At 67.5% G+C, this 15,375-nt stretch carries 19 protein-coding genes; 11 read left to right on the forward strand and 8 right to left on the reverse strand.

All coding sequences use genetic code 11. The features are described from left to right. Positions 1–161 precede the first annotated feature (161 nt). Both AC1DP9_RS19315 and AC1DP9_RS19320 read left to right on the forward strand, forming a co-directional pair. Positions 162–842 carry a hypothetical protein gene (locus AC1DP9_RS19315; RefSeq protein ID WP_092300213.1) on the forward strand — a complete coding sequence of 227 codons (681 nt, stop codon included), beginning with the start codon at positions 162–164 and terminating at the stop codon, positions 840–842. A 63-nt stretch (positions 843–905) separates the two neighbouring features. Beyond that, positions 906–1,823, forward strand: coding sequence for a LysR family transcriptional regulator (locus tag AC1DP9_RS19320; protein WP_092300210.1), 918 nt, complete (start codon positions 906–908; stop codon positions 1,821–1,823). A 183-nt stretch (positions 1,824–2,006) separates the two neighbouring features. Here the strand turns inward: AC1DP9_RS19320 and AC1DP9_RS19325 are convergent, their stop codons facing one another. Further along, positions 2,007–2,699, reverse strand: coding sequence for a GntR family transcriptional regulator (locus tag AC1DP9_RS19325; protein ID WP_092300207.1), 693 nt, complete (start codon positions 2,697–2,699; stop codon positions 2,007–2,009). Positions 2,700–2,762: 63 nt separating this feature from the next. After that, positions 2,763–4,184 carry a C4-dicarboxylate transporter DctA gene (locus AC1DP9_RS19330; RefSeq protein WP_477108240.1) on the reverse strand — a complete coding sequence of 474 codons (1,422 nt, stop codon included), beginning with the start codon at positions 4,182–4,184 and terminating at the stop codon, positions 2,763–2,765. 290 nt (positions 4,185–4,474) lie between these two features. Here AC1DP9_RS19330 and AC1DP9_RS19335 point away from each other — a divergent pair, with 290 nt between their 5' ends. Beyond that, entirely contained in the window at positions 4,475–5,743 is a 1,269-nt protein-coding gene (locus AC1DP9_RS19335; protein ID WP_477108241.1) for an allantoate amidohydrolase, read from the forward strand. A gap of 84 nt (positions 5,744–5,827) precedes the next feature. Next, positions 5,828–7,078, forward strand: coding sequence for a M20/M25/M40 family metallo-hydrolase (locus AC1DP9_RS19340; RefSeq protein WP_477108277.1), 1,251 nt, complete (start codon positions 5,828–5,830; stop codon positions 7,076–7,078). An 88-nt stretch (positions 7,079–7,166) separates the two neighbouring features. Here the strand turns inward: AC1DP9_RS19340 and AC1DP9_RS19345 are convergent, their stop codons facing one another. Next, positions 7,167–7,673, reverse strand: coding sequence for a MarR family winged helix-turn-helix transcriptional regulator (locus AC1DP9_RS19345; protein WP_092300196.1), 507 nt, complete (start codon positions 7,671–7,673; stop codon positions 7,167–7,169). A 90-nt stretch (positions 7,674–7,763) separates the two neighbouring features. Here AC1DP9_RS19345 and AC1DP9_RS19350 point away from each other — a divergent pair, with 90 nt between their 5' ends. From AC1DP9_RS19350 to AC1DP9_RS19360, 3 genes are read left to right on the forward strand one after another with little or no spacing between them, the layout of a single operon-like run. After that, positions 7,764–8,228, forward strand: a complete 465-nt coding sequence (locus AC1DP9_RS19350) for a carboxymuconolactone decarboxylase family protein (protein ID WP_092300416.1) — start codon at positions 7,764–7,766, stop codon at positions 8,226–8,228. Continuing rightward, entirely contained in the window at positions 8,225–8,680 is a 456-nt protein-coding gene (locus AC1DP9_RS19355) for a GNAT family N-acetyltransferase (RefSeq protein ID WP_092300193.1), read from the forward strand. The genes AC1DP9_RS19350 and AC1DP9_RS19355 overlap by 4 nt, the downstream gene beginning before the upstream one ends. A gap of 3 nt (positions 8,681–8,683) precedes the next feature. Further along, a complete protein-coding gene (locus AC1DP9_RS19360; RefSeq protein ID WP_092300190.1) occupies positions 8,684–9,322 on the forward strand; it encodes an FMN-dependent NADH-azoreductase in 639 nt (212 codons plus the stop codon). On the opposite strand, the gene AC1DP9_RS19365 is transcribed toward AC1DP9_RS19360, so the two are convergent. Continuing rightward, on the reverse strand, positions 9,323–9,880 hold the full coding sequence (locus AC1DP9_RS19365; RefSeq protein WP_477108242.1) for an N-acetyltransferase family protein: 558 nt from the start codon (positions 9,878–9,880) through the stop codon (positions 9,323–9,325). It abuts the gene before it with no gap. Positions 9,881–10,003: 123 nt separating this feature from the next. On the opposite strand from AC1DP9_RS19365, the gene arsC reads away from it, so the two are divergent. After that, positions 10,004–10,363, forward strand: a complete 360-nt coding sequence (arsC, locus tag AC1DP9_RS19370; RefSeq protein WP_454757408.1) for an arsenate reductase (glutaredoxin) — start codon at positions 10,004–10,006, stop codon at positions 10,361–10,363. Between the two features lie 97 nt (positions 10,364–10,460). On the opposite strand, the gene AC1DP9_RS19375 is transcribed toward arsC, so the two are convergent. The 3 genes from AC1DP9_RS19375 to AC1DP9_RS19385 all read right to left on the reverse strand — a co-directional run bounded on the left by AC1DP9_RS19375 (position 10,461) and on the right by AC1DP9_RS19385 (position 12,126). Further along, positions 10,461–10,688: a hypothetical protein gene (locus AC1DP9_RS19375; RefSeq protein WP_454757407.1), complete on the reverse strand. Its 228-nt coding sequence runs from the start codon at positions 10,686–10,688 to the stop codon at positions 10,461–10,463. 105 nt (positions 10,689–10,793) lie between these two features. After that, the gene (locus AC1DP9_RS19380; RefSeq protein WP_477108243.1) at positions 10,794–11,465 is read right to left on the reverse strand and encodes a 3'-5' exonuclease family protein; all 672 of its coding nucleotides are present in this window, start codon (positions 11,463–11,465) and stop codon (positions 10,794–10,796) included. Positions 11,466–11,475: 10 nt separating this feature from the next. After that, entirely contained in the window at positions 11,476–12,126 is a 651-nt protein-coding gene (locus AC1DP9_RS19385; RefSeq protein WP_441593534.1) for an MBL fold metallo-hydrolase, read from the reverse strand. Positions 12,127–12,534: 408 nt separating this feature from the next. On the opposite strand from AC1DP9_RS19385, the gene AC1DP9_RS19390 reads away from it, so the two are divergent. Then, positions 12,535–13,200: a septal ring lytic transglycosylase RlpA family protein gene (locus AC1DP9_RS19390; RefSeq protein WP_454757482.1), complete on the forward strand. Its 666-nt coding sequence runs from the start codon at positions 12,535–12,537 to the stop codon at positions 13,198–13,200. Between the two features lie 77 nt (positions 13,201–13,277). On the opposite strand, the gene rsmI is transcribed toward AC1DP9_RS19390, so the two are convergent. After that, a complete protein-coding gene (gene rsmI / locus AC1DP9_RS19395) occupies positions 13,278–14,219 on the reverse strand; it encodes a 16S rRNA (cytidine(1402)-2'-O)-methyltransferase (RefSeq protein ID WP_477108244.1) in 942 nt (313 codons plus the stop codon). A 15-nt stretch (positions 14,220–14,234) separates the two neighbouring features. Here rsmI and AC1DP9_RS19400 point away from each other — a divergent pair, with 15 nt between their 5' ends. Together AC1DP9_RS19400 and AC1DP9_RS19405 are read left to right on the forward strand one after the other, a co-directional pair. Beyond that, positions 14,235–14,636 (forward strand): YraN family protein, encoded by a 402-nt coding sequence (locus tag AC1DP9_RS19400; protein WP_477108245.1) that lies wholly within the window; start codon positions 14,235–14,237, stop codon positions 14,634–14,636. A gap of 30 nt (positions 14,637–14,666) precedes the next feature. Further along, positions 14,667–15,254: a phosphoheptose isomerase gene (locus tag AC1DP9_RS19405; protein ID WP_092300167.1), complete on the forward strand. Its 588-nt coding sequence runs from the start codon at positions 14,667–14,669 to the stop codon at positions 15,252–15,254. Positions 15,255–15,375 lie beyond the last annotated feature (121 nt).

The following is a 15,375-nucleotide window of genomic DNA, read 5'->3' on the forward strand; positions in this document are numbered from 1 at the left end:
CCGCTATGAAGTGACGAATTCAATACGTTGCAGTGCGGAATCCGCGTCCCCCACAAGCGTGGGGGTTGGGTCGATTTGGGGTGGATTGGGTGCAATTCGGGCTTTCGGTAGCGGGCCGCCCCAGCCAAAATAGCGGGCTCTGTTCTCGCCATCGCCTTGCCATGTACACGCGGCTGCCGTCCACCTATGAATTGATCGAAGCGCTCCAGGCCGGACCCACCGAGCGCGCGCCGGACAGCCGGCTCGCGGGCGTGCTCTGGGCCGGCTTCGTGCTCGCGCTGGTGCCGGCGCTGGTGGCCGGGGGCGGGCTGGTCTGGTGGCACGAGATCCTCGGCCAGGCGCCGCCCGTGTGGCTGCCGCAGGTGTTCCACGGGCTGCTGGCGGTGTGCGGCGTGTTCTACGTGGGCGCGTGGCTGGTGCGCCTGCTGGTGCGGCGCGATGCGCTGCGGCATCCGCTGCGCTGGCTGTCGCGCCGGGTGGATGTGGAGAGCGATGCCGAGGACGCGCTGGTGCTTCGGCTCGGGCGTGTTCCCGCGCTCCAGCTGCGCGCGCGCCAGCGGCGCATCGTGCTGCAGGCGCGGCTCTGGGAAGGCGCCGCCCGCACGGTAGCGCTGGTGCTGGCGCTCGGCCCAGCGGCGGCCGTGCTGGCCGATGGGCTGGTCGTGGCGGCGCCCGACAAGGGTCCCGCGCTGGTGGCCGTGTACGGCGCCGTGCTGGTGGCCGGCGCGGCGTTCGCCCTGTTCGCCCAGTTGCAGTGCTGCGCGCCGCTGCGGCGGCTGGCCCACGTGCTGGGCGAGGCCGCCGAGATCAGCGACGCGCTGTTGCGCAGCCGCCCCAGCTGACCCGCCGGGGCTGCGAATGCCTCACAATGTGCCAGCAGGAGACAACCGGCTTGACTGGCCCATATGGATAAACTCAAACAAATCGAAGCCTTCATCGCCGTGGTGGAACACGGCAGCATGGCCGCCGCCGCGCTCACGCAGAACGTGACGCCGGTGATGATCGGCCGCCGCATCAACGCGCTCGAGGCGCGCATCGGCGTGAAGCTGCTGCACCGCTCCACACGCCGCATCGTCGTGACGGAGCAGGGCGCGGCGTTCATGGAGCAGTGCAAGAAAGCGCTGTCCGACCTGGACCGCGCCGAGATGCTGATTGCCGAAGGCAAGCACAAGGCCACCGGCCACCTGATCGTGTCCGCCCCGGCCGCGTTCGGCCGCAAGCATGTGGCGCCGCACGCGCCGGCGTTCCTGCGTGCCAATCCCGAAGTGCAGATTTCGTTCAACCTGACGGACCGCGTGGTGGACCTCGTGCGCGAGGGCTACGACGTCGGCATCCGCATCGGCGGCGCCATCGACCCGAATTTCGTGGCGATCAAGCTCGCGACGAACAAGCGCGTGGTCTGCGGCACGCCGGCCTACTTCGCCAAGCATGGGGTGCCGCACACGCTCGAGGATCTGGAGCGGCATAACTGCCTGGCCTTCAACCTGCAAGGCGGGCAGCAGCGCGGCTGGTATTTCCAGCAGAACGGCAAGACGGTGACGGTGCGCGCGCGTGGCAACCTCGATTGCAACGACGGGGAATTGCTGCACCGCTGGACCGGCGAGAGTCTGGGACTGGGCTGGCGCTCCACCTGGGAGATCCTGCCGCAGCTGGAGAGCGGCGAGTTGATCACGGTGCTCGACGAATACGCGCTGCCGGACTACGACATCCTCGCGGTGTACCCGCAGCAGCGGCCGGTGCCGGCCAAGATCCGCTTCTTCATCGAACACCTGAAGACAGCGTTCGCAAAGCCCGGCTACTGGACCGGGCGCGCCGAAGCGTAAAACAGGGCCGTAAACGAAAAAGCCCGCAGCCGTTGCGGTCTGCGGGCAGCCCTTCTTGCGAAGGGCGGGGAGAGCTCATGAAGTGCGCCCCCGCAACTTCATGGCGAGAGGAATGATGCGCCTCCCGCCGCGTTTTGGACTTGATCGCCGTCAAGCGCCAGGCATTCGCTGACGATGCAGTGATCAGGCCAGCAACGCCGTCACCAGATCCTTGCCGCGCGACGCGCCCGGAACTTCCTCGAAGTGCAACGCCGCCTCCACATGCGCGAGGTGATCGACCATCAGTGTGACTGCCCGCTCCGCATCGCCCGCGCGCGCGGCGTCGATGAACTCGCGATGCTCGTCGGAGGAACACGTGGCATCGCGCCGGCTCTGGTACAGCATGGTGATGACCGCGCTGCGCATGGACAGCTCGCGCATGATCTCGGTCAGCACGTTGTTGCCAACCACCTCCGCCAGCACGATGTGGAAGTCGCCCAGCAGCCGGGTGCGCACCTGCGCGTCGTTGCCGCCCAGGGACTTGCGCTCGGCGGCCAGATGCTTGTCGATGCGCTTGTAGTCCGCCGCCGTGGCCTTCGCCACGAACTCGCGCGCCAGCGCGGCCTCCAGGATGCGCCGCACCGCGAAGACTTCACGCGCCTCCTCGGCACTCGGCTTGGCGACGAAGGCGCCCTTGTCCGGCACGATCTGGATGACCTTGTCCTTGGACAGCATCAGCAGCGCGGCCCGCACCTTGGTGCGGCTGACGCGATAGACGCTGGCCAGCGCCTCCTCCCGCAGCTTGGTGCCGGGGGGCAGGCGGTGCGAGACGATGGCGGCGACGATGTCGTCGGCAATCGCCTCGGCGGTCATGTCTGGATCGATGTGCTCGGGCATGGTGTCGCGCCTCTCGCCTCTGGGGGGCGGACCGGCGCGGTGCGGGATTGGGAATGCGTGATTCTAGCGCCCCGCGACCGTGCCAGGCAGCGGCGCACCCACGGGGACTTTCCCGGTGTCCGCGCCGATGCTGTCGCCCAGCGACTCCAGCCCCGCGTCGAGATCACCCGCCGGAATCATGCCGTTGAGCACCGCGTGGGCACGCTCCCGGTCGATATCCTTCTCCCAGGCCGCCACCACCACCGTCGCCACGCAGTTGCCGATCAGGTTGCCCACGGCGCGCGCGATGCCGATGAACCAGTCGACGGACAGCACCAGCACCAGGCCGATGGCGGGAATCGCCGGATGGGCCGACAGCGTCGCCGCCAGGATCACGATGGCCGAGCCCGGAATGCCGTGCGCGCCCTTCGAGGTGACCAGCGCCACGGCCAGGATGCCGAGCAGGTCGCCCAGCGCAAGCGGCGTATTCGTGGCTTGGGCGATGAAGACCGCCGCGAGCGTCAGGTAGATCGAGAACGCATCGAGGTTGAACGAGTAGCCGGTAGGAATCACCAGCCCGACCACCGACTTGCGCACGCCCATGAATTCGAGCTTCTTCATGACCTGCGGGAGCACGCTGTCCGAGGACGCCGTACCCAGCACCACCAGCAGTTCAGCCTTCAGATAGCGGATCAGCTTGATTACCGAGAACCCGCAGATCCGCATGATGGTGCCGAGCACCACGAGCACGAAGATCGCCACCGCGCCGTAGAACAGGATCACCAGGAAGCCGAGCTGCTTGAGCGAGCCGATGCCGTACTTGCCCACCGTGAACGCCACCGCGCCGAGCACGCCCAGCGGGGCCAGCTTGATGATGAAGCCCATCATCTTGAACAGCGTGTGGGAAAAGGTGTCGATCAGGCGCACCAGCGGCTTGCCCGGCTCGCCCACCAGCGACAGCGCGCAGCCGAACAGCACGGAGACCAGCAGCACCTGGAGCACGTCGCCGTTGGTGAAGGCGCCCATCACCGTGTTCGGGATCAGCTTGAGCAGGAAATCGACCGTGCCGGCGCTTTTCACCTTCTCGGCGTTGTCGATATAGGCGGCCATGGCCGAGATATCGAGCGTGCGCGGGTTCACGTTCATGCCCGTGCCGGGCTGGAACACGTAGGCCAGCACGATGCCCAGCGCCAGCGCGATGGTCGTGACGATCTCGAAGTAGATCACCGCCTTGATGCCGACCCGGCCCACCTTCTTGAGCTCGCCGGCGCCGCAGATGCCGGCCACGACCACGCAGAACACGATGGGGCCGATCAGCATCTTGATCAGCTTGATGAAGGCATCGCCAAGGGGCTTGAGCTTCGCGGCGAACTCGGGAAAGCAGAGCCCGAGCAGGGTGCCTAGCACCAGGGCGATCAGCACCTGGCCGAACAGCGAGCGTGTCAAGCGGCTAAAACTGCGGGCATGCAGGCGAGGGGGGCGCTGCGCGGGAAGGGTTTGCTGCATCGTTGTCTCCGTGCCGGGCGGGTCCGGAATGGCCTGCCCTGATCTGGGTTTGGGAACGCCACGCCACCCTCGGCCGGGCTCGACAGGATTGTCGATAAACGATTGTCCGGGCGGGATTGTCGGTGCGTGCAGGCCAATATAGTGCATATCATTTTTGTATGCAATTTTTGAATTCACTGTGCTAACATGAATCGCAGAGAATAGAGCTTCGGCACCGGGCGCCCGCCCGGACTGGCGCCCCCGCCAGGACCCTCAGCGCCGGGCTACATGTAGATCGCAGGAGACCCGCTATGGCAGTAACCCCGGCAGCAACCCCGACGACTTTGGCCCCGGAGGCCGGCGCCCGCATCATGGCCTGGGCCGACGCCCTGGCCGTCCACACCGAGCAGCCCGGGCTGCTCACCCGCACCTACCTGACCGACGCCCACCACGGCGCCGCCGCACAACTAGCCGAATGGATGCGCGAAGCCGGCATGACCGTGCGCCGCGACGCCGCCGGCAACGTCATCGGCCGCTACGAAGGCACCTCGCCCGACGCTCCCGCGCTGCTCACCGGCTCCCACTTCGACACTGTGCGCGATGCTGGCCGCTACGACGGCAACCTCGGCGTGATCCTGCCGATTGCCTGCGTGGCCGAGTGGCACCGCCAGGGCAAGCGCTTCCCGTTCGCCATCGAGGTGGTCGGCTTTGCCGAGGAAGAGGGCGTGCGCTTCAAGGCGACGCTGCTGGGCAGCCGTGCGATTGCCGGCACCTTCGACACCAATGTGCTCGACAACGTCGATGACTCCGGCAAGACCATGCGCGAGGTAATGCGCGCGGCCGGCTTCGACGCTGCCGAGCTACCCGCCGCCGCCCACGACCGCCAACGCGTGCTGGCCTTCGTCGAGGTGCATATCGAGCAGGGCCCGGTACTGCTGAACGAGGGCCTGGCCGTGGGCGTGGTCACCGCCATCTCGGGCGCCACGCGCTTTATCGTCGAACTGGAAGGGCTGGCCGGCCACGCCGGCACCGTGCCGATGGACATGCGCCGCGACGCCGCGATGGCCGGCGCGGAGATCGGCCTCTATATAGAGAAGCGTTGCAGCGGCAAGCCGGGCCTGGTCGGCACCGTCGGCCAGTTCAACGTGCCCAATGGGGCGACCAACGTGGTGCCGGGCCGCGCCGTGTTCTCGATCGACATCCGCGCCGGGCAGGACGCCGAGCGCGAGGCCGCCGTCAACGACGTGCTGGCCGAGATCGAACGCATCGGCGCGCGCCGCAACGTGCGCGTGCAGTTGCGCAAGACCCACGAAGCCAAGAGCGTGCCGTGCGCACCGTGGCTGCAATCGCAATGGGCCGCCGCCGTCGAACGGCAGGGCGTGCCGGTGCGGCACCTGCCTTCGGGCGCCGGCCACGACGCCATGGCGATTTCCGCGATTGCCGATGTGGCGATGCTGTTCGTGCGCTGCGGCAACGGCGGCATCAGCCATCACCCCACCGAGACCATGACCCCCGAAGACGCGCAGACCGCCGCGCGGGTGTTCGCCGATTTTGTCGAGCACTTCCAGCGGCAGCAGTAAGCCCCGGCGGTACCACGCAGCGCGCCCAAGCCATTTATCGAACAAATCCGAATCCAGAGCCAGAACATGACCGCACGAGACAACATGAACCCCATCGAGACCACGCTCACGCAGACCATCGACGCGCTGCGTCCGCAGCAGGAGGCCTTCCTGGCCGAGCTGGTCAAGGTGCCGTCCGACAACCCGCCTGGCGACTGCGACGCCCACGGCAAGCGCGCCAGGACGCTGCTCGAAGGGCTGGGTTTCCAGGTGGAAGCGCACAAGGTGCCCGAGGACAAGGTCCGCGCGGCGGGCATGATCAGCGCCACCAACCTGCTGGTGCGCAAGACCTTCGGCAAGGGCGGCCCGACCATCGCCATGAACGCCCACGGCGATGTGGTGCCCCCGGGCCTGGGCTGGACCAAGGACCCGTACGGCGGCCAGATTGCCGACAGCGAGCACGGCCCGGTGATGTATGGCCGTGGCGTGGCGGTGTCCAAGTCGGACTTCGCCACCTACGCCTATGCGGTGCTGGCGCTTCAGGAAGCCGAGAAGCAGGGCGCCAAGCTCAACGGCACGGTGGAACTCCAGTTCACGTACGACGAGGAAACCGGCGGCGACATCGGCCCGAAGTTCCTGCTCGACGAAGGGCTGACCAAGCCTGACTACGCGATTTCGGCCGGCTTCTCGTACGGCATCACCTCGGCCCACAACGGCTGCCTGCACGTGGAAGTGACCGTCAAGGGCAAGCAGGGCCACGCGGCGATGCCGCACACCGGCGTGGACGCCATCGAGGCCGCCACCCACATCCTGCAGGCGATCTACGGCCTGCGCGCGGAGCTGGCCACGCGCAAGAGCAAGGTGCCGGGCATCGACACGGCCACGCTGAACGTCGGCCTGATCAAGGGCGGCATCAACACCAACGTGGTGCCGGACCTGGTCACCTTCCGCGTGGACCGCCGCATGATTCCGGAAGAGATCGGCTTCGATGCCGAAGGCGAACTGCGCGCCGTGGTGGAGCGTGCCGCCAAGGACCGCCCGGGTATCGAGGTCAAGGTGGAACGCATCATCCTGGCCGAGCCGCTGTCCGAGCTGCCCGGCGTGGAGAAGCTGATCGGCGCGCTCAAGAGCCGTGCCGAGGCCGTGTTCGGCGTGGAGATCCCGGTGCAGGGCGTGCCGCTCTACACCGACGCCCGCCACTACACCAGCCACGGCATTCCCACGGTGCTGTACGGCGCCGGCCCGCGCACGCTGATGGAGGCGCGCGGCCACAACTCGGACGAAAACCTGCGCCTGAACGACCTGAACCGCGCGACCAAGGTGGTGGCGCTGGCACTCTCGGACCTGATGGCCTGATTCCGATGGCCTGAGCGCCTGTAAAGAACCCTTTGTTGTGACTTGCGGCCCGCGCGACTTCCGTCTCGCGGGCTTTTTCATGGCCCGGCTAGGCGGTCAGGCCCTCTTCGGGCGATGCCAGGCTGACCAGCCAGCGCCGCACCACCTGTTCTTCCTCGGACGTCAGCCCAGCGCGCAGATCCTCGTCGACCTTTGTCGCACGCGCCTTGCAGCCCGCCAGCAAGGTGCGGCCGGCCTCGGTCAGGGCGATGGTCTGGATGCGCCCGTGCACCGGATGCGGCGTGCGGGCGATGGCGCCCACCTTTTCCAGGTTGTTCATGATCACGCTCACGGTCTGCGGCGTCAGCAGCGCCAGCCGCGCCACGTCCGCGCCCGAGATGCCCGGGTAGGCGCCTAGCATCGTCAGCACGAAGAACTGCGGCACGGTCACGCCGAGGTCGTCGAGCGCGCGTTCCATGCGCAGCCGGTTGGCGGCGCTGGCCTGCCGCAGCAGGTAGGCCAGATAGCCGCTCTCGCCGCGCTTGCCTTCGCCGGGCGCCGGAAGGCGTGACGCCTCCGCCGCTGATGCCCCTACTTGCGCTGTGGTCTTAGCCATAATGTCAAAGCTCTTATATCATGTTCGAACTCTTACATCTTACCTCAACCGACCGACCGGGCCAACCGGACCAAGGAGCACGACATGACGATGGATTTCCAACAATTTACGGCGACAGCCCCCGATGTCTACGCCGCACTGGGCGGCGTGGGACGCGCGGTGGACGCGTCCGGCCTGGACAAGGCGCTGACCGAACTGGTGAAGCTGCGGGTCTCCCAGCTCAACGGCTGCGCGTTCTGCCTGCAATTCCATCTGAACATCGCGCGCAAGCTCGACATCGACCCGCGCAAGTTCGATCTGCTGGCCGGATGGCGCGACGCCGGCATCTACACCGTGCGCGAGCAGGCGGCCCTGGCCTTGGCCGAAGCGCTCGTCCGCATGACCGACCACGCCGCGCTGGACGCCGCGCAGGCGCAGGTCAAGGCGGTCTTCACGAAGGAGGAACGCGTGTTCCTGGCCACCGCCATTGCCGCCATCAACGCGTGGAACCGCATCGCCGTGGGGCTGCACTTCCCGCCGCCGGCTGCCACGCCCGCCACCGGGAGCCGCGCATGAGCACCGTCGTCAAAGAAATCGACCTGATTCAGATTCGTCGCATCGACACCGGCGGCGAAGTGGCGGCCTGTTTCCCGCTGATGCACCAGCTCCGGCCGCATCTGGCCGATGCCGATGAACTCGTGGCGCGCTGGCGGCGGCAGGCCGACGTGGGCTACCGCCTGGTCGGCCTGTGGGATGACGGCCAGCTCGTGGCGCTGGCCGGGTACCGGATGCAGGAGAATCTCGTCTACGGCGATTTCCTGTATGTGGACGACCTGGTTACGGACGCCAACATACGCAGCGCCGGGTACGGCCGGATGCTGATGGACTGGCTCAAGGAAGAGTCCCGCGCGCTCAATGCCCGCCTGCTGGTGCTGGATACGCCACTCACCAACGTGCTGGGCCATCGTTTCTATTACCGTAACGGTCTGCTGGCCCAGACGCTGCGCTTCAAATATCAATTGGACTGAGACATGACGACATTGCTCCACCTGAACGTCAGCCCCCGGGGCGAGACGTCGCACAGCCGCCGCGCGGCCGACTGGATTCGCCAGAAGCTGGCCGCGCAACACGCGCCGCTGACGGTGCTCGAACGGGACCTCGCCGCCGACCCGCTGCCGCCCATCGGCGCGGCGTTCACGGAAGCCAACATGGCCGGCGCGGCCGGGCTGCTGAAGGAAGGGGAGGTGCCGCCGGCGCTCGCGCTGTCCGAGACGCTGATCGCGGAACTCGAGGCGGCCGACATGGTGCTACTGGCCACGCCGATGCACAACTTCACGGTGCCGGCCACGCTGAAGACCTGGATCGACCTCGTCGTGCGGCCCGAGCGCACCTTCCGCAGCTCGCGGCAGGGCAAGATCGGACTGCTGCGCGACCGGCCCGTGCTGGCCGTGGTGGCCTGCGGCGGCCCGGTCCGCGAGGGCCCCGGCAGCCAGCAGGACTTCCTGACGCCTTACCTGAAGTACGTGCTCGGCACGATCGGCCTCACCAGTGTGGAAGTGCTGCGCATGGACAACACCGCCCGAGGTCCGGAGTACATCGCCCACGGGCTGGAGCACCTGCAGACCTGGGCCGATGCCACGCTGCCGGGGTTGGCGGTGGCTGCCGCCTGATCAGCCGGGCACCGAGGCGTCGCCCACCCCCAGCGGGCGCTGCATCAGCACCGTGTCTATCCACTGGCCGTGCTTGAGTCCGACCGATTCGAGCCGGCCCACCGTCCGGAAGCCCATCCGCTCGTGCACGGCGACGGACCCGGCACCCTCGCCGCTGGCGGTGATGGCCACCACAGCCACCATCTGGCGCCACGGCCCGGTCTCGCAGCGGGCAATCAGTTCGGCCAGCAGCGCGCGGCCCAGGCCCTCGCCGGTATGGCGATGATCGATATAGATCGAATCCTCGATAGCGAAGCGGTAGGCGCTGCGCGCGCGGTAGGACGACGCGTAGGCGTAGCCCAGCACCTCGCCATCCCGCTCGGCGACGATGTACGGCAGGTGCTTCTTGAGTACCTCGCCATACCGCAGGCGCATGTCGTCCACGGACGGGATCACTTCCTCGAACGAGGCGCGCCCGTGCTCGACATGATGGGCGTATATGGCATGGATGGCCGGCACGTCGTCGGGCGTGGCATCGCGGAGGTGGAAGGGCTTGCGGGGGGCGGATGATTCGGACACGGCGTTTCGGAGGCAGTCAGACCAGTCAGGGAAATCTTGTGCGAAGCACATTCCGTACCTTACCGCGTCGCGTGCGCAGGCGCTTGTATATAGTGCGGTGATATTTATCCGGAGAACGCCACCATGATCACGATCTACCACAACCCCCGTTGCTCGAAGTCGCGCGAGACGCTCGCGCTGGTCGAGTCCGCGGCGCAGCGTCTGGGCGAGCCGGTTGAGGTGGTGGAGTACCTGAAGCAGCCGCCCACGCTGGCCACGCTGCGCCAGCTCCATACGATGCTGGGCCTGCCGGTGCGCGAGATGCTGCGCAGCAACGAGGATGTCTACAAGGAGCTCGATCTGGCCGACCCCGGCCTGACCGACGCCGAACTGCTGGCCGCCGTAGCCGACAACCCGATCCTGCTGCAACGCCCGGTGGTGGTCCGCAACCGCCAGGCCGCCATCGGCCGTCCGCCCGAAGCCGTGTCGGCCCTGCTGGACTGACTGGCTGCACCAATTCGGGGCCCGAAATAGAACCGGCCTCCCGCAAGGGGAGGCCGGCCGGTCAGACAGGCGATTCGCGTCAGGCGAGTCGTCGTAATCAAACACCCAGCCAGTGCAGGGCCTCCTGACCGAAAGCGATGGCGGCGAGCACCACCAGCAGCGTCACCAGCGTGACCGTGCTGACATAGACCGTAGCCTTGGCGATTTCCGCATCCTCGCTCGGAGAATGCGTCCGGGTGATGGCGGAAGTGCGCGCGTGGGTGCGGTGTGGCCAGTGCAGTCTGCCGCTCAGGTCCTTGAAATGGAGATCGGGATGGAATCGCATGGCACACCTCCTCGGGCGTCGGTAGCCGCTTCAACAGCCACTTCTACTATAGGCAAACGCCACGGGAAACGCGCCGTTTCCTGCGACCGCCGGGGCGTACCCAGTTCAGCGTTCGACGGTTGGATGTGAGCTATCGCTATCGCTGGAATCCGCGCCAGCAGCAGAATTTGCCGAAGCGACCGTCGCCAGCACCGCTTCCCGCGCGCGCAGCTCGGCCAGCATGTTGCAGAACAGGGCGCCCTGCTCGAGGGCGTCGTCCAGGGCGATGTGGGTGTGTGGCAACGGGTCGTGCCAGTGGGCCGGGAAGGCCGGCTTGACCGACTTCCGGTACGGCCGCCCGGTCAGCGCGAAGCCGAGCGTCTTGATGTCCAGCGCCGCCCAGCCGAAGGGCGAGCGGCCGGCGTACCGCATCATGTACCAGAACACCCAGGTGAAATCGAAACCGGCCGGAAAGGCGATGAACACCGGCTTGCCCGGCAGGCTTTCCACCCATTCCACGTAGCGCGGCATCACGTCCTCGGGGCGTTCGAGGTCGCGCCGGCACGCCGCCCACGCCTCAGGCTGGGTCTTCCACCACTGCATCTGCACCGGATGGCCAGCGGCGCCGGGCAGGGTTTCGAGGTTGGCGGAGAAGGTGCCGAGCACGGTCTTGTCGGCCAGCATCGCCGCCGAGGCGAACGAGAGCATCGAATGCGGGCCCGGGATCGGGCCGTCGGCCTCCACGTCGGTGCTGACGTAGATCTCGGGACGGGTATCGGGTGCCTGCTTCTTCGCCATCGGGATGATTTCAGGCCGCGTCGATCAGGTGATCGGCCACGTAGGGGTTGTTGCGGCGTTCCTCGCCGAAGGTAGACACCGGGCCGTGCCCGGGCACGAAGGTCACGTCCTCGCCCAGCGGCCACAGCCGCGTGCGGATCGAGCGGATCAGGTCGGCGTGGTTGCCGCGCGGGAAATCGGTCCGGCCGATCGAGCCCGCGAACAGCACATCGCCGACGATCGCCAACTGGTTGGCGCGCGAGAAGAACACCACGTGGCCCGGTGTGTGGCCGGGGCAGTGGTAGACCTCGAGCGTCTCGCCACCGAACGTCACGGTGTCGCCGTTGTCCAGCCAGCGGTCCGGCTCGAACGCTTCCGCATGGCCGAAGCCGAAGCGGCGCGTCTGGTCGGGCAGTTGATCGATCCAGAACCGCTCGTCCTCGTGCGGCCCCTCGATCGGGATGTCGAGCTGGCGCGAAAGCGCCGCCGCGCCGGCGCAATGGTCGACGTGACCGTGCGTCAGGAAGATCTTTTCCAGCGTCACGCCTTGCTCCGCGACGGCGGCCAGGATGCGGTCGAGGTCGCCGCCGGGGTCGCACACGGCGGCACGGCCGGTGGTCTCGTCGATCCACAGCGAGCAGTTTTGTTGGAACGGGGTGACGGGAATCAGGAGGACTTTCATGGGTCGATGCGGGCGCTTTGTCGTGTGCGCCACGGCACGGTCTGGCCGAGGCGGTCATTGTAACGTCGCCCCATGGCCCCCCGTCTCAAACGGGTGTCAGACGGGTTGAGACGATTCTGAAAGTGAATTTCAAGACACTCATAAATGCGCTTGTCATATTCGGCGCAATCCCTTGTCAGGCTTTGGATTGCGGGGATTCGTGCCGATCTTCAAAGCCACTTGATTAAATTTCGTAACAAAATCAAGGATGTAGCGCTCGGACACCGATGTTAGACTGCGCCCATGTTCAATTTGCCCGTATCTCGTCCGGGGTTTGGCCTCGCACGCGCGACGCAACGCGCGACCCCCGCCAAACCGGAAACTAACCGCTTGCTGCGTCGCTGCGCGATCCTCGTATCGGCGCTGGTGATGGCCGCCTGCGCGACGCCGCCGGAGAGCGACTCCCAACAAAACGCCGACGCCAATGGCGCGGTGCCCACGCGCGCCGCCAAGGCGAAGCTCGACAAGTCCGGCGCTCGCCCCGATGAGCGCGGCAACTGGGATTTGTTTGGCTGGGGCAAGGATGACAACGCGCCGTCGCAATCGTCGCTGGACGGCCTGCGCCCGGATCTGGGCACTTTCGAGCAGCGCGGTACGGCGTCCTGGTACGGCAAGGGCTTCCATGGCCGCAAGACCGCCAATGGCGAACGCTTCGACATGCGCGCGATGACTGCCGCGCACCCGTCGCTCCCGCTCGATAGCTGGGTACTGGTGCGCAATCTGCGCAACGACAAGGTGGCAGTGGTGCGGATCAATGACCGCGGCCCTTACCACGGCGGGCGGGTGCTCGATCTGTCCTATGCGGCGGCCAAGCGGCTGAGTTTCGTCGAACGTGGCGCCACGCAGGTGGAAATCCGCCGGCTGTCACGCACGGAAGTGGCGGCGCTGGGTCCGCAGCTTGAGGCGGGCGGCAACGAAGCCGGTGACGGCAGCGGCGCCGACGACCTGCCCGAGACCGCCAACACACTGGTCCCGGCCAAGTCCAAGGCCAAAGCGCGGACGGTCAAGACGACCACCAAGCGCAAGCCCCGGTAGGCACCCTGATGCGGCCTGGCGTGATCGACTCCCGTTCCACCGCCAGCCCGCTCCCCCCTCTCCCTTTCAGACTTTTCTCATTCCTCGCTGTCGCTGTCGTCACCCGCGTCAGTCTCGGCGGCGCGTTGCGCCAGCGCCAGCCGGTAGAGCGCATCGGTCTTCGCACCGGTGATCGCCGCCGCCAGCTTGGCGGCGCGCTTGGCCGGCAGCTCGGCCACCAGCAACTTCAGCACGCGCTGGGCCTCGGCATCGGGCGCATCGGCATCGGCATCGGCATCTTCGGCGCGCCCCGCGCCTTCCACCACCAGCACGAACTCCCCCTTGCCGCGCGATGCCTCGACGGCCAGCCACGCCGGCGCCTCGGCCACGGTCAGCACCGGCGTTTCCTCGAACAGCTTGGTCAGCTCGCGGCCCACCAGCAGCCGGCGCGTGCCGGGCAGGGCGGCGGCCAGTGCCGCCAGCGTGTCGGCGATGCGGTGCGGCGCCTCGTAGACCACCCAGGCGTGGTCCAGGGCGGCCAGTTGCGCAATGGCGTCAGCGCGGGCCTTGGGTTTGCCGGGCAGGAAGCCGATGAACGTGAAGCGGCCTTCGCCGGCTTCGAGCATGTCGCCGGCCACGGACAGCGCGGTCACGGCGGCGCTCGGCCCGGGCAGCGGCACCACGCGCAGGCCGGCCGACCGCACCGCTTCCACCAGCCGGGCGCCAGGGTCGGAGATGCCGGGCGTGCCCGCATCGGACACATAGGCAATGCGCTCCCCGGCGGCCAGCCGGGCGACGATCTTCACCGCCGCTTCGCGCTCGTTGTGCTCGTGCACGGCCACCAGCGGCCGCTGCAGGCCCACGCGCGAGAGCAGTTGGCCGGTGTTGCGGGTGTCTTCGCAGGCGATGGCGTCGGCCAACCCGAGCACATGCAGCGCGCGCAGGGACAGGTCGGCCACGTTGCCGATGGGCGTGGCCACCACGTACAGCGTGCCGGGCGGGTAGGTCTGGCCGGCGGCCAGCGAGGTCCAGTCACTCATGCTTGAGAACTTCCGTTGATTCGCTCATTCAAAACCACCACGACCGCGCGCGGCGCGGCGGCCGAGGATCGCGCGCTGGCCTATCTGCTCAGGCAGGGGCTGGCGCTGGTGGTGCGCAATTATCGCTGCAAAGGCGGCGAGATCGACCTCGTGATGCGCGCCGCCGATGGCACGCTGGCGTTCGTCGAGGTCAGGCAGCGCAGCGGCCGCGCCTTCGGCGGCGCGGCGGCCAGCGTCACGCCAACCAAGCAGCGCCGCCTGCTGCGGGCGGCCGAACACTACCTTGGCACGCTGGACCATACGCCGCCGTGCCGCTTCGACGTGGTGGCGCTGGAGCCGGGGCGCCTGGCCTGGCTGCCGAACGCATTCGACCAAAATGCCGGGCGTGACGATGGCGCGTCTTGGGCTGCGTCATAATGCGCGGGATTGGGCAGAAGTCAAAGAGCCATGAGTATTGAAAGCATCGAACAGCATTTCCTGGACAGCGCGGACACCAAGCGGCAGGCCGCCACGCTGATGGCGCCGCATATCGACGCGGCGGTGGAGCGCATGGTGGCCGCGCTGACCAGTGGGAACAAGATCCTCGTCTGCGGCAATGGCGGGTCGGCCGCCGACGCCCAGCACTTCGCCGCCGAACTGATCGGCCGCTTCGAGCGGGAGCGGCCCGGGCTGGCGGCGATTGCCCTGACCACGGACAGCTCCATCCTGACCGCCATCGGCAACGACTACGATTTCACGGTGGTGTTCTCCAAGCAGGTGGAGGCGCTGGGCCAGCCCGGCGATATCCTGCTGGCGCTCTCCACCTCCGGCAATTCGGCGAATGTGATCGCGGCCATCCAGGCGGCGCGCCAGCGCGACATGAGCGTGGTGGCGCTGACCGGCAAGGGCGGCGGCAAGATCGCCACGCTGCTGGACGAGTTCGACATCCACCTGTGCGTGCCGAGCGACCGCACCCCGCGCATCCAGGAAGTGCACCTGCTGACGCTGCATTGCCTTTGCGACGGGATCGACGAGGCGCTGCTGGGCGAGGCATAGGGCCTGGCGGACAGGGAGCGGGGTGGTTATCCCGCGTTATCCACAGGATTTGCCCAAGATATTCACAGGAATTGCGGCGTCATCCACAGAGTCATCCACAGCGCCGCGCCGGTTTCGTCAT

The sequence above is a fragment of the Cupriavidus sp. 01L43 genome (assembly GCF_056399925.1).

What these genes read in the sequence shown, in the direction of transcription:
- AC1DP9_RS19320 (WP_092300210.1), top strand. Translation starts at nt 906, where the DNA reads ATGGATAAACTCAAACAAATCGAAGCCTTCATCGCCGTGGTGGAACAC.
- AC1DP9_RS19350 (WP_092300416.1), top strand. Translation starts at nt 7,764, where the DNA reads ATGGATTTCCAACAATTTACGGCGACAGCCCCCGATGTCTACGCCGCA.
- AC1DP9_RS19340 (WP_477108277.1), top strand. Translation starts at nt 5,828, where the DNA reads ATGAACCCCATCGAGACCACGCTCACGCAGACCATCGACGCGCTGCGT.
- AC1DP9_RS19405 (WP_092300167.1), top strand. Translation starts at nt 14,667, where the DNA reads ATGAGTATTGAAAGCATCGAACAGCATTTCCTGGACAGCGCGGACACC.
- AC1DP9_RS19325 (WP_092300207.1), bottom strand. Translation starts at nt 2,699, where the DNA reads ATGCCCGAGCACATCGATCCAGACATGACCGCCGAGGCGATTGCCGAC.
- AC1DP9_RS19335 (WP_477108241.1), top strand. Translation starts at nt 4,475, where the DNA reads ATGGCAGTAACCCCGGCAGCAACCCCGACGACTTTGGCCCCGGAGGCC.
- arsC (WP_454757408.1), top strand. Translation starts at nt 10,004, where the DNA reads ATGATCACGATCTACCACAACCCCCGTTGCTCGAAGTCGCGCGAGACG.
- AC1DP9_RS19390 (WP_454757482.1), top strand. Translation starts at nt 12,535, where the DNA reads ATGGCCGCCTGCGCGACGCCGCCGGAGAGCGACTCCCAACAAAACGCC.
- AC1DP9_RS19385 (WP_441593534.1), bottom strand. Translation starts at nt 12,126, where the DNA reads ATGAAAGTCCTCCTGATTCCCGTCACCCCGTTCCAACAAAACTGCTCG.
- AC1DP9_RS19380 (WP_477108243.1), bottom strand. Translation starts at nt 11,465, where the DNA reads ATGGCGAAGAAGCAGGCACCCGATACCCGTCCCGAGATCTACGTCAGC.
- AC1DP9_RS19345 (WP_092300196.1), bottom strand. Translation starts at nt 7,673, where the DNA reads ATGGCTAAGACCACAGCGCAAGTAGGGGCATCAGCGGCGGAGGCGTCA.
- AC1DP9_RS19355 (WP_092300193.1), top strand. Translation starts at nt 8,225, where the DNA reads ATGAGCACCGTCGTCAAAGAAATCGACCTGATTCAGATTCGTCGCATC.
- rsmI (WP_477108244.1), bottom strand. Translation starts at nt 14,219, where the DNA reads ATGAGTGACTGGACCTCGCTGGCCGCCGGCCAGACCTACCCGCCCGGC.
- AC1DP9_RS19375 (WP_454757407.1), bottom strand. Translation starts at nt 10,688, where the DNA reads ATGCGATTCCATCCCGATCTCCATTTCAAGGACCTGAGCGGCAGACTG.
- AC1DP9_RS19330 (WP_477108240.1), bottom strand. Translation starts at nt 4,184, where the DNA reads ATGCAGCAAACCCTTCCCGCGCAGCGCCCCCCTCGCCTGCATGCCCGC.
- AC1DP9_RS19315 (WP_092300213.1), top strand. Translation starts at nt 162, where the DNA reads ATGTACACGCGGCTGCCGTCCACCTATGAATTGATCGAAGCGCTCCAG.
- AC1DP9_RS19360 (WP_092300190.1), top strand. Translation starts at nt 8,684, where the DNA reads ATGACGACATTGCTCCACCTGAACGTCAGCCCCCGGGGCGAGACGTCG.